This is a genomic window from Falsiroseomonas sp., from assembly GCF_051859025.1.
Classification (GTDB): domain Bacteria; phylum Pseudomonadota; class Alphaproteobacteria; order Acetobacterales; family Acetobacteraceae; genus Falsiroseomonas.
In genome coordinates, this window is record NZ_JBHYGL010000011.1 from 100,100 (window position 1) to 111,797 (window position 11,698).

Annotated in this window: 11 protein-coding genes; 7 read left to right on the forward strand and 4 right to left on the reverse strand. The window is 71.6% G+C overall.

Annotated elements, in window-relative coordinates:
* Positions 1 to 280 precede the first annotated feature (280 nt).
* The 5 genes from ACTIE5_RS11940 to ACTIE5_RS11960 all read left to right on the forward strand — a co-directional run bounded on the left by ACTIE5_RS11940 (position 281) and on the right by ACTIE5_RS11960 (position 5,561).
* Positions 281 to 1,270, forward strand: coding sequence for a Rieske 2Fe-2S domain-containing protein (locus tag ACTIE5_RS11940; protein ID WP_439549945.1), 990 nt, complete (start codon positions 281 to 283; stop codon positions 1,268 to 1,270).
* 109 nt (positions 1,271 to 1,379) lie between these two features.
* Entirely contained in the window at positions 1,380 to 2,360 is a 981-nt protein-coding gene (locus ACTIE5_RS11945; protein ID WP_439549925.1) for a Bug family tripartite tricarboxylate transporter substrate binding protein, read from the forward strand.
* Positions 2,357 to 3,670: an MmgE/PrpD family protein gene (locus ACTIE5_RS11950; RefSeq protein WP_439549926.1), complete on the forward strand. Its 1,314-nt coding sequence runs from the start codon at positions 2,357 to 2,359 to the stop codon at positions 3,668 to 3,670. The genes ACTIE5_RS11945 and ACTIE5_RS11950 overlap by 4 nt, the downstream gene beginning before the upstream one ends.
* A complete protein-coding gene (locus ACTIE5_RS11955; protein ID WP_439549927.1) occupies positions 3,667 to 4,818 on the forward strand; it encodes an FAD-dependent oxidoreductase in 1,152 nt (383 codons plus the stop codon). Before ACTIE5_RS11950 ends, ACTIE5_RS11955 begins: the two co-directional genes overlap by 4 nt.
* Positions 4,815 to 5,561 (forward strand): maleate cis-trans isomerase family protein, encoded by a 747-nt coding sequence (locus ACTIE5_RS11960; RefSeq protein ID WP_439549928.1) that lies wholly within the window; start codon positions 4,815 to 4,817, stop codon positions 5,559 to 5,561. Before ACTIE5_RS11955 ends, ACTIE5_RS11960 begins: the two co-directional genes overlap by 4 nt.
* A gap of 64 nt (positions 5,562 to 5,625) precedes the next feature.
* On the opposite strand, the gene ACTIE5_RS11965 is transcribed toward ACTIE5_RS11960, so the two are convergent.
* The 3 genes from ACTIE5_RS11965 to ACTIE5_RS11975 form a co-directional block, all read right to left on the reverse strand.
* Positions 5,626 to 6,063 carry a DUF6481 family protein gene (locus tag ACTIE5_RS11965; protein WP_439549929.1) on the reverse strand — a complete coding sequence of 146 codons (438 nt, stop codon included), beginning with the start codon at positions 6,061 to 6,063 and terminating at the stop codon, positions 5,626 to 5,628.
* A gap of 173 nt (positions 6,064 to 6,236) precedes the next feature.
* Entirely contained in the window at positions 6,237 to 7,565 is a 1,329-nt protein-coding gene (locus ACTIE5_RS11970; protein WP_439549930.1) for an ammonium transporter, read from the reverse strand.
* A gap of 56 nt (positions 7,566 to 7,621) precedes the next feature.
* Positions 7,622 to 7,960 carry a P-II family nitrogen regulator gene (locus ACTIE5_RS11975; protein WP_092961646.1) on the reverse strand — a complete coding sequence of 113 codons (339 nt, stop codon included), beginning with the start codon at positions 7,958 to 7,960 and terminating at the stop codon, positions 7,622 to 7,624.
* Positions 7,961 to 8,177: 217 nt separating this feature from the next.
* Between ACTIE5_RS11975 and ACTIE5_RS11980 the strand changes: the two genes are divergently transcribed.
* Positions 8,178 to 9,470 (forward strand): FAD-dependent monooxygenase, encoded by a 1,293-nt coding sequence (locus ACTIE5_RS11980; RefSeq protein WP_439549931.1) that lies wholly within the window; start codon positions 8,178 to 8,180, stop codon positions 9,468 to 9,470.
* A gap of 75 nt (positions 9,471 to 9,545) precedes the next feature.
* On the opposite strand, the gene ACTIE5_RS11985 is transcribed toward ACTIE5_RS11980, so the two are convergent.
* Complete coding sequence (locus ACTIE5_RS11985) at positions 9,546 to 11,132, reverse strand: sensor histidine kinase (protein WP_439549932.1); 1,587 nt, start codon at positions 11,130 to 11,132, stop codon at positions 9,546 to 9,548.
* Positions 11,133 to 11,460: 328 nt separating this feature from the next.
* Here ACTIE5_RS11985 and ACTIE5_RS11990 point away from each other — a divergent pair.
* Positions 11,461 to 11,698: hypothetical protein (locus ACTIE5_RS11990; protein WP_439549933.1), on the forward strand; the 238-nt coding region annotated here is incomplete at its 3' end.

Consider the following 11,698-nt stretch of genomic DNA (forward strand, 5'->3'; position numbering starts at 1 on the left):
CCCCCCCCCCCCCGCCGCCGCCGCGGGCCCGCCCCCCCGGCCCCCGGCGCGGGGGGGGGGGGGGGGGGGGGGCGGGCCGGGGGGGGGGGGGCGGCCCCCCCCCCCCCCCCCCCCCCCCCCCCCAACCGCCCCATCCCGCGCCACCCTGCCCACCCCTTGGGCGCCACCCTCACCAGACCCGCACGCCTGCCTTCATCGCAGGCTGGCACGCCCATTGCCTTCCCCTCGCCCCATGGTCCCGACCCGTCAGAAGTTGCTACGCCGTTTCTGGTATCCCATGATGCCGGAAGCCTCCCTCCCCGCCGGCAGGCCCGTGCCCTTCACCCTTTTGGGGCAGGAAATCGTGCTGTGGCGCACCGCCGCCGGCGCCCCCGCCGCCATCGCCGATCGCTGCCCCCATCGCGGCGCCAAGCTCTCGCTCGGCTTCATCGACGATGCGGCGCCGGAGGGTCCGGCCATCGGCTGCCCCTATCACGGTTGGGCCTTCGGCGCGGATGGCCGCTGCGTGAAGGTCCCCCAGGCGCATGACCCCACGCGCGGCCTGAAATCGGGCGCCAGGGGCCACCACGCCGCCTCCCGCTACGGCTGGATCTGGGTGGCGCTGGAGGACCCCCTCTACCCGATCCCGGCAATCCCGGAGGCCGCCGACCCCGCCTTCCGCCAGATCGACGAGTTCCATGAGGAATGGGCCGTCTCCGGCCTGCGCCTCATGGAGAACAGCTTCGACATGGCCCATATCAGCTACGTCCATGCCGAGACCTTCGGCATCCTGGAGGATCCGCGCCCCGCCCCCGTCGCGATCGAGCACACGGATTGGGGCTTTGTCATGCGCGGGGAGGCTCCGGTCGCGAACCGCGGCATCTCCAGGGACCTCATCAAGGGCGCCGGCGACCGCACGGTGCGCGTCATCGAGGGCCGCTGGTTCATGCCCTTCATGCGCGCCAGCCGTATCGACTACCCCACGGGGCTGACCCATGTGCTGGTCACCGCCGCGACCCCCATCGACGATCGCCGCAGCCAGATCTGCCAATGGGTCTATCGCAACGACACGGAAGCCGATTCTCCCGCCGAGAAGGTCATCGCCTTCGACCGCGCCGTAACGATCGAGGACAGGCATGTCCTGGAGAGCACCACCTGGGACGTGCCGCTGACCATGGCGGAGGAACTGCACATGCCCAGTGACAAGCCCGGCATCGAAATGCGCCGCCGCCTGCTGGCCCTGCTGGACCAGCATGGGGAGGCCGAGGCCCGGATGCCGGCGGAGGCGTAGCCTCGCCAAGCCGAACCCCGCGCCGAACCGGGGGGGGGGGACGCTGGACGCTGGGCGCGGGATGCGGGACCGTGCGGCCCACCCAAGGCCGCACCGGAGCCCCGCCCGCATGATCCGTCTTCCCCGCCGCAGCCTGTTCGCCGCCGCCCTGGCCCTGCCGATGGCCGCGCGCGCGCAAGCCGCCTGGGCACCCACGCGCCCCGTCCGCCTGGTGCTGCCCTTCGCGCCTGGTGGGCTGACGGACATCCTGGCCCGCGCCGCGGCGGAGCAGCTTTCCGCCCGCTGGGGCCAGCCCGTGGTGGTGGAGAACCGCGCCGGCGCCGGCGGCAATTTGGCGGCGGAGGCCGTGGCCCGCGCCACGCCGGATGGCCACACCCTGCTGGTCGCGACCCAGGGCATCATCGCCATCAACAAGGTGCTGTTCGAGCGCCTGAGCTACGACCCCGACACCGATTTCCTGCCCATCGCCATGCTGGCGGAACAGCCGAACCTGCTGGTGGTCTCGCCCCGCGCCCTGCCGGATGCGACCGACGTGGCGTCGCTGGTGGCAAAACTGCGCGCCACGCCGGATGGCCTGCCCTATGGCTCGAATGGTGTGGGCAGCTTCACGCACCTGTCGATGGAATTGCTGCGCGCGACGCTCGGCGTGCCGATGACCCATGTCCCCTATCGCGGCAGCGCGCCGCTGCTGACGGACATGGTCGCCGGCACCATCCCCGTGGCGCTGGACGGCCTCGCTACCTCCAAGCCGCAGGTCGGCGCGGGCGGCGCGCTGCGCGCCATCGGCGTGACCAGCGCGCGCCGCTTCCGCGCCATGCCTGACGTGCCCGCGATCGCGGAGACGGTGCCCGGCTTCGATGCCAGCCCCTGGTACGGCGTCTTCGCCCAGGGCACGACGCCGGAGCCCATCCAGGCCGGGCTGGAAGCCGCCTTCCGCGCGGTGCTGGAAGGCCCGGGCTGGGCCGCCGTGCTGGCGCAGCGCGAAGCCGACGCCATGCCCCAGGGCCGCGCCACCCTCGCCACCCTGATGGAGCGTGAGCGGCGGACCTGGCGCGACGCCGTCCGCCGCTCCGGCGCCCGCGCCGAGTGATTTTTTCGGACGTCATCGCCTGGGCCTCGCCCGGGCCTTCCGGCGGCAGCGCGGCGGCCGCCAAGGCGCGGCTGCTGCTGCTGGACAGCCTCGGCTGCGCGCTGGCGGGCCTCAGGCACCCACGCGTCACCGCCTTCGCGCAGGCGATGCGGCACGCCTTTCCCGGCGATGTCGCCATCGCAGGCGCGCGCCTGGCGCCCGGTGCCGCCGCGGCGGTCCTCGCCGCCGCCACCTGCTGGGACGAGGCGAATGAAGGCCTCGCCAGCGCCCATGGCCGCCCGGCCCTGCCCGTCGCGCCGCTCGCCCTGGTCGCCCGCGCGCAAGGCGGCGATCCGGCGCTGGCGCTGTCGGCCTTCGCGCTGGGGTATGAGGTCGCGGGCCGCGCCGGCCAGGCCTGGCGCATCCGGCCGGGGATGCATGTGGACGGATCCTGGCACAGCCTGGGCGCGGCCGCCTGCGCCGCCGCGCTGATCGGGCTGGACCAGGCCGGCATCGCGCGCGCCGTGCGCCTGGCGTCCTGCCAGATCCCCTTCTCCCTCTACGCCCCCATCGCCGCGGGGATGGATGGCCGCAACAGCTACGCGAGCCACGCCGCCCTGCTCGGCACCATGGCCGCCGCCGGCGCCGCCGCGGGGATGGACGCGCCGGTGGCGGGCTTCGAGGAAGGCCGCCGCATCGCGCTGGGCCTTGAGGTCCCGGCGCCGGTCACGCCCCCCGGCGAATGGCTGCTGGAAGCCGCCTACCTGAAACCTTTCGCGGGTGTCCGGCACGCCCATTACGGGGCGGCGGCGGCGATCGAGCTTCGGTCAAAATCGGCAACCCCCTCACCCACCGTCGGACGCATGCGTCCGACCCCCCTTCCAGGGGGAGAGGGCTATTCGAGAATCACGCTCTCCACCTATGCCGAGGCGCTGCGCTACGCCGGCAACCGCGCGCCCACCGCCGCCATCACCGCGCAGTTCAGCCTCACCTGGGCGGTCGCCTGCGCGCTCCATTTCGGCGATCTCGGGCCCTCCGCCTATACGGACGAAGCCCTGGCCGATCCCACGCTCCGTGCCCTCGAAGCCGCCATCGAATTGCGGGAGGATGCGGCCCTGACCGCCGCCGGCCTGCGCGGCGCCACCCTCACCATCGGCGATCAATCCGCCACCATCACCGGCGTCACCGGCGACCCCGACCGCCCGATGGCGGAAGCCGAGGCACTGACAAAATTCCACCGCTTCGCCACCCCCACCCTGGGCGAGGCCGGCACCGCCGCCGCCATCGCCGCCCTGCTGCATGACCAGCCCGCCAAGGATCTATTCGGGTGACCACCCACGACACCGATATCCTGATCTCCGGCGCCGGCCCCGTTGGCCTGACCCTGGCCCTCGCGCTGCACCAGCGCGGCATCGCCGTGCGGGTGCTGGAGAAGCGCGAAGGGCTTTCCGCCGCCTCCCGCGCCTCCACCTTCCACCCGCCGACATTGGATGCGCTGCACAGCCTCGGCGTGCTGGCGCCCTTGCTGCCCGGCGGCGTGCGGATCGACCGCATCCTGTGGCGGCGCGTCGATGATGGCAGCGCGGCCAGCATCGACCTCGGAATCCTGAAGGAGGAGACCGGCTTCCCCCATCGCTGGCACCGCGAACAGCAGGACGTCACCCCGGCCCTGCTGGCCGCCCTGCCCCCCGGCACCGTCCGCTTCAACGCGGGGGCGGAGGCGCTCGCCCAGGACGACACCGGCGTCACCATCACCGCCGCCGACGGCACCACCCACCGCGCCCGCTACGCCATCGGCTGCGACGGCGCGGGCGGGGCGATCCGGGCGCTGGCCGGCATCCCGGCCGAGACCAATGACTACGCCCATCGCGTGCTTCGCCTGCTGACGCCGATCGACCTGCGGGACCACATCCCGGGCCTCGACGGCCTCGGCTACCTCTATGACCAGGCCGGCTCCTGCTCCCTGCTCCGCATGCCCAAGGTCTGGCGCCTGATCTTCCGCGTGGCGCCGGAGATGTCGGACGATGCCGCGCTGGCCGAGGACCACGCCCGCGCCCGCATCGCCCGCTTCCTGCCGGCGCTGCGCGACCTCCCGATCGAGGGCCGGGACGTCTATGGCGTGAAGCGCGCCATGGCGCTGTCCTACCAGGCGGGCCGCGTGTTGCTGGCCGGCGACGCCGCGCATCTGACGAACACCCGCGGCGGCATGAACATGAATGCCGGCATCCATGATGCCATGACGCTGGCCGCGACCATCGCCGCCGTGCTCGCCGGCGCGCCCGATGCCCTGCTGCGATCCTGGGCCGAGGCGCGGCTGCGCGTGGTGCGCGACGCCCTCCTCCCCCGCACCGATGCCCGCGTGGCGGCGACCCCGGCCGATGAGGTCGCCCGCATGGCCGCCCTGACACCGAGGGAAACCCTGACCTGGGCGCGGGAGGCCAGCATGATCGACATTGCCCGCGTCGGAGCCCCCGCATGACCCACCCCGCCCGCGCCTGGCACCCCACCCACCGCATCGCGCTGGTAACGCCCTCCGCCAACCCCGCGGTGGAGCATGAGACGCGCCACCTGCTGCCGCCCCAGGCCGCGCTGCACGTCACCCGCATGCCCGTCATGCCCGGCACCACGCTGGAACAGCGCAACGCCGCCTATCTGGAGGCGCTGGACCGCTCGCTGGACGGCTTCGGGGCGCTGAGCATGGACGCCGCCATCTACGGCATCACCGGCCCGAGCTACGCCGTGACCCCGGACCAGGACGCCGCCACCCAGGCCCGCGTCTCCGACACCCTCGGCCGCCCCCTGGTCCTCGCCGCCCGCGGTATCGCGGAAGCGCTGGCCGCGCTCGGCCGCCCGAAGCTGCTGCTCTTCTCCCCCTATCCCGGCTGGCTGACGGAACGGGCGGAGCGCTACTGGCGCCAGGCCGGGCTGGAACTGGCGGAGAGCTTCAAGGTCAGCGACAGCTTCCGCGCCTATGAGCTGACGCCGGAGGAAGTGGCGGATGGCCTGGCCAAGCTGAACCCGCCCGCCGATTGCGCCGTGCTGCTGTCCGGCACGGGGATGCCGACGCTGGATGCCATGGCATGGATGCGGGAGAGGCTGGGCGTGCCCCTGCTTTCCTCCAACCTCGCCAGCGCCTGGGCCGTCTGCGCCCGCCTCGGCCTGCCCGCGGGCCCGGCGCTCACGGCCTGCAACCCGGAACTGGCGGCGCTGCTCAAGCCCTGAAACGCGAAACGCCCGGCGGGCCTTGAGGGCCAGCCGGGCGCTTCGAAGCGATGGGTCGAAGGCGTTACTTCGTGCGCTGCTTCCGGGCGGCGTAGCGGGCGTCCCGCTTGGCCTTCTGTTCGGCGGCAACCGCCAGCGCCCGGGCCTTCTTCTCGGCATCCAGGATGGCGGCGCGGTTCATCGCGTCGATCTCGGCGGCGCGGGCGCGCATCGCTTCCTCGGCAGCGAGGCGCTCCTCCTCCTTCCGCGCGGCGGCGGCGGCGGCTTCGGCGGCGGCCTTCTCGGCGGCGATCCGGGCGGCTTCCGCGGCCTTGGCGGCGGCGCGTTCGGCCTGGCGGGCGGCGCGCGCATCCGCGATCGCCTTCTGCTCCGCCATCTTCTGCTGGACAGCCGGATCGTCGAGGCGGCTCTTCAGCGCCTGGAACTTCTCGGCGGTCTTCTTCCGGGCCTCTTCCGCCGCGGTGCGACGGTCATTGAAGTCAAACAGCTTGCGTGCCTGCATGCTGGCTATCTACTCCGGTCGTGGCCCGTGGCCAAGGGGCAAGGCTGCGCGTGGGATGCAACCCTCGCCTGCTTTTGTGCAGGCCATACCCGTCCCCGGCATCCCCGCCCCCCAACGAAAAACGCCGGGGGCTGCCCCCCGGCGTTCCTCAGCGACCCCGAAGGCAGGGGGTGTCAGCCGATCCGCTCGCCATGCAGCGTCACGTCCAGGCCCTCGCGCTCCTCCTCCTCGCTGACGCGGAGGCCGACGACGGCGTCCACGATCTTGAGCAGGATGTAGGTCGCGACCGCCGTGAAGACGAAGACCGCCGCCACCGCGTAGATCTGGATCAGGAACTGCGACAGGGACGCGCCATAGCCTTCCGGCGTGGCGGCCGAGGCCGAGAGCGGGCCATAGGCGAACAGACCCGTCAGCAGCGCACCCACGATGCCGCAGACGCCGTGCACGCCGAAGGCGTCCAGGCTGTCGTCGTAGTTGCACCAGTGCTTGAGCGCGGTCGCGCCCCAGAACCCGGCCAGCCCGGCCACGATGCCGATCACCAGGGCGGAGCCCGGCAGCACGAAGCCGGCCGCCGGGGTGATGGCGACCAGCCCCGCCACCGCGCCGGAAATCGCACCCAGGACCGAAGGCTTGCCCTTGGTGGCCCATTCCGCGATCAGCCAGGCCAGCACCGCGCCGGCCGCCGCGATCTGCGTCACCAGCATGGCCATGCCCGCCCGCGCGCCGGCGCCGACGGCGGAGCCCGCGTTGAAGCCGAACCAGCCCACCCACAGAAGGCTCGCGCCGATCACGGCGAAGGTCAGGTTGTAGGGGGACATGTTGTCCGTCCCGTAGCCCACCCGCTTGCCGAGCACGATCGCCGCCACCAGGCCGGCCACGCCGGCATTGATGTGCACCACCGTGCCGCCGGCGAAGTCCAGCGCGCCGAGGGCGAAGATCCAGCCATTCGGGTGCCAGACCCAGTGCGCGACCGGGGAATAGACCAGCAGCGTCCACAGCGCGACGAAGATCATCAGCGCGGAGAACTTCATCCGGTCCGCCACCGCGCCCGTGATCAGCGCCGCGGTGATGATCGCGAAGGTCATCTGGAACATCGCGAAGACGCTCTCGGGGATCGTCGTCGCCACCGCGCTGTCGCCGCTGCCCAGCGTGAAGGGCTTGTCCCAGTTCTCGGCCATGCCGCTCATCAGCAGGCGGGACACGTCGCCGATGTAGGCGTTGCCCTCGCCGAAGGCCAGGCTGTAGCCCGCCACCATCCACAGCACCGCGACCAGCGCGGTGATGGCGAAGGACTGCATCATCGTCGCCAGCACGTTCTTCTTGCGGACCATGCCCGCATAGAACAGCGCCAGCCCGGGCACGGTCATCATCAGCACGATCGCCGTGCTGGTCAGCATCCACGCCGTGTCGCCCGTGTCGATCTTCGCGTCCTGCGCGAAGGCCGGCGCAGCCGCGAGCATCGCCGGCAGCGCCAAGGCCGCGGCGCGCGCAAGCTTCGTCATTCCCCCAATCCCCGTCATCGATGTTTCAATCGTTGTTTCCCTGGGGCCCTGCATGGTCACAGCGCCTGGTCGTCGGTCTCGCCCGTGCGGATGCGCAGCGCGCGTTCCACATCGAGGACGAAGATCTTGCCGTCGCCGATCTTGCCGGTGCGCGCGGCACCCGCGATCGCCTCGACCACCGCATCCACCATCTCGGCGGGCACGGCCACTTCGATCTTGAGCTTCGGCAGGAAGCTCACATGATACTCGGCACCGCGGTAGATCTCGGTCTGGCCCTTCTGCCGGCCGAAACCCTTCACCTCGGTTACCGTCAGCCCCTGCACGCCGAGCGGAGTGAGCGCATCGCGCACCTCGTCCAGCTTGAAGGGCTTGATGATCGCCATCACCAGCTTCATCGCGCCGTAGATCCCCTTCCAAGGCTTATGGCCCGATCCCAATCCAAGGACCGTGCCACCCGTGCGCAACACCGTTGCCCCAGGGACTCACTCGCGCGGCGGTTGCCATTTCGCAGCGCAGCATTCGAATACAGCACAAATAATGGGCAATTGCCTGTTTCCTGACAGACCCTTGCCGAACCGCGATTCCAGGCCGACTTTCTCCCCTATGAGCCAGATGCCCCACCTCGACGTATCCGTCGCCATCGTCGGCGCCGGCCCCGTCGGCGCCACCCTCGCCGCCACCCTGGCCGCTGCCGGGGTTTCGACCGCCATCCTGGACCAGGCGCCCCTGCCGCCCATGGAACTCCCGGATTTCGACGGCCGCGCCTATGCCATCGCCCTCACCAGCCAGCGCCTGCTGGCCGCCGCCGGCATCTGGGACCGCCTGCCCCACGCGCCCCAGCCCATCCGCCACATCCGCGTCGCCGATGGCCGCCCCGGCCAGCGCCCCTCCTCCCTCAAGCTCGATTTCAACGCCGCCGAGGTCTCCGAGCCCGGCAGCGACACCCCCTTCGGCTGGATGGTGGAGGCAAGGTCGCTGCGCGTCGCGCTCAACGCCCGCCTCCCCCACCTGCCCAACCTGCACGTCTTCACCCCCGCCGAGGCCAGCGTCACCCGCACGGCCGAGGGCGCCACGCTCCGCCTGACGAAAGGCCCCCACGCCGGCACCACCATCCAGGCCCGCCTGGTCGTGGCGGCGGAGGGCCGGAATTCCCCCCTCCGCCAGCAGGCCGGCATCACCGTCGCCCGCCACGATTACGGCCAGACCGGCATGGTCGGCGCCTTCGCGCATGAGAAGCCGCACCACGGCACGGCGCTGGAGATGTTCCTGCCGAACGGCCCCTTCGCCCAATTGCCGCTGGCCGGCCCGGGCAATTTCGGCAGCGCCGAATTCCCGCATGCCAGCGCCTTCGTCTGGGCGGATCGCCGCGACCTCTCCACCCGCTTCCTGGCGATGGATGATGCAGCCTTCGGCCGCGAACTCTCCCGCCGCCTCGGCGACCATCTCGGCCGCATCAAGCCCATCGGCCGCCGCTGGTCCTACCCGCTGACCGCCCTCTGGGCGTCCCGCCAGGTGGATACCCGCCTGGCGCTGATCGGCGATGCCGCCCATGGCATCCACCCCGTCGCCGGCCAGGGCCTCAACCTCGGCTTCCGGGACGTCGCCGCCCTGGCGGAGGCGGTCATCGAGGCCGCGGCCGCGAACGAGGACCCCGGCAGCGCCGCCGTCCTGGCCCGCTATGACCGCCGCGCCCGCCCCGATGCCGGGCTGATGCTCGCCGCCTGCCATGGACTCGAGAAACTGTTCGGCAATGATTTCGGCCCCGTCCGCCTGGCGCGCCGCATCGGCATCGCCGCGGTGGACCGGATGCCCCGGCTGAAGCGCGCCTTCGCGGAACGCGCCATGGGCATGGGGCCGGGGGTGACAGGGCTGCTCGGCGGCCAGGGCCTGCTGACGCGGGGCTGAGGGTCCCCGGGGGGGGCGACTCCCTCCACAGCCAGCGGAGGCCTCGTTCCAACCGCCTTGCCCCCCCGCCCTGGATCAGCCCGGGGAAGCGTCGTCCGGTGCCATTGCGGGCAGCGTCACCCGCACCACCGCACCGCCATCCGCATTGCTGAGCGTGATGCCGCCGCCGCAGCCCGTGACGGTCGTGTAGGCCAGGGCGAGGCCAAGCCCGACCCCCTTGCCCACATCCTTCGTCGAGAAGAATGGCTCCAGCCCATGCTTCAGCGCGCTGGCGGAAAAGCCGCCGCCATTGTCGGACACGGTCAGCATGACCCGCCCCTCCAGCGCCTCCACCGCCAGACGGATCGCCCCATCGGGCCGCGCCTTCTCCGTGATGGCATCGCGCGCGTTCAGCAGCAGGTTCATGATCGCCTGGCTCAGCTGGATCGGCCGGCCCATCACCCCGGAAAGCGACGGGGGAAGGCAGATGGTCAGCGCGATGCCGGCCGACCGGATGGACGCCTCCGTGAGCAGGAGCGCGCTCCTGACGACGTCCCGGAGGTCCAGGCGCCGCAGCGCCGCCTGTCCGTCATCCTGCCCCCCGAATGCTTGGAGATGGTCGATGATCGCGCGGACGCGCAGCGCCGTCGTGCCGATGCGTTCGAGCCGCGTCAGCACGTCCGGGATGGCGTCGGCGCCGGATCGCTCCAGCTTGAGCATCGCCGTATCCGCGGCCAGGACCATGATGGCCAGGGGCTGGTTCAATTCATGCGCCAGGCCCGTCGCCATCTGCCCGAGCGACACCATCCGCGCAGACTGGACCAGCTGCGCCTCCGTCCGCTTGCGATCCTCGATTTCCTGGGCGAGCTGCGCCGCCAGGTCCTCCGCGCGCATGCGCGCTTCGCCGGCGCTGCGGCGCAGCCGGACGAGGTCCGTCACATCGACATGGGTGCCGATCAGGCGGCCATCATGCGTGCGGCGTTCCCGCACCCGCACCCAGCGATTGCCCGGCAGGGGCAGTTCGAAGGGCGCGCCCAGGACGCGTGAATAGTTGGACCAGCAGCGCCGGGCTTCCTCATTCTCCGCCGGCACGGTGCAGGCCAGGTCCAGGATATCGGGAAAGCTCCGCCCGATGGCATCCGCGGGCGATGCCAGCCCGTAGGTCTCCGCGAAGCGGCGATTGTCGCGCAGGATAAGGCCCTGCGCATCGCGCACCACCAGCCCGTCCGCGAGCCGGTCGATGATCTCGCCATCGACCTGCCCGCCGGAACCCGCCATGCTCGCCGCCAGCGTGTCGCCATCCCGGCGTGCGGCGACGAGGTTCCAGAATCGCAGGCTGCCGATTCCCGGCAGGCGCAGCACATTCGCGCGGACCCAGCGGCCATGATACAGGAACTCGTAGGGCGCCTCCTGCCAGCGGTGGCGTTGCAGCGCCTCGGCGATGTAGCGATCGATATGCGGCAGTTCCGCCGCATCGAGCTTGCCTTGGAAGAGACGGCGAAGACCCTCCGCATAGGGCTCCCCGACGCTGATGTGCCCGCGATGCTCCGGGAAGATGTCCAGCAGCTCCGGGCTCCACCGCAGCACCCGGTCCTCCTCGTCGAGTGCAAGGGCCGGCACGCCGAGGCTATCGAGCGCGTCAAGCCCGCCGGAGACAGCCTGCAGGACGCGGTTACGCAGCATCAGTCGTTACAGGCCGATCCATTCGGGCCCTGGCCTGCTGGCCTGAAGCCATCGCCCTCGTATCGGAACCAGCATGACCGCCTCTGTTTCATACCATAACGGTTACATACTGACAGCGCCGCGTCACGGGGCCGCAGGCGCACAAGCGACAAAAAAAACAAACTTTATTCATAAAGCCGCAATATTCCGGCTGCGCGCCACCAGCCAAGGCGCCGGTCGTGGTGAAACCGTCCCCGGATCGTCATCACATCGACGCTGACGCGCCCGGGCCGGCGGAACCTTCGGTGATGCCGTTGCATTGCGCCCCCCGACATACCGGGGTGCCATCGTGACCGATCCGCTGCCGTTGCCGCCCCTCAACCCGATCGACGCGGCCGGCCTCTCCCTTGTCCAGGCCCTGTCCGGCCGGTCGGAGGTCTTCGACTGGGCACTGCGCTTCCTCCTCACCGTGGACCTCGCCAAGCTCGGCGTGCCCGTGCTCTGCGCGGTCTATGCATGGCTGGCGGAGCCAGCGGGGGTCAGGCCGGCGCAGCCGGCGGGGGTCAGGCCGGCGCAGCCGGCGGGGG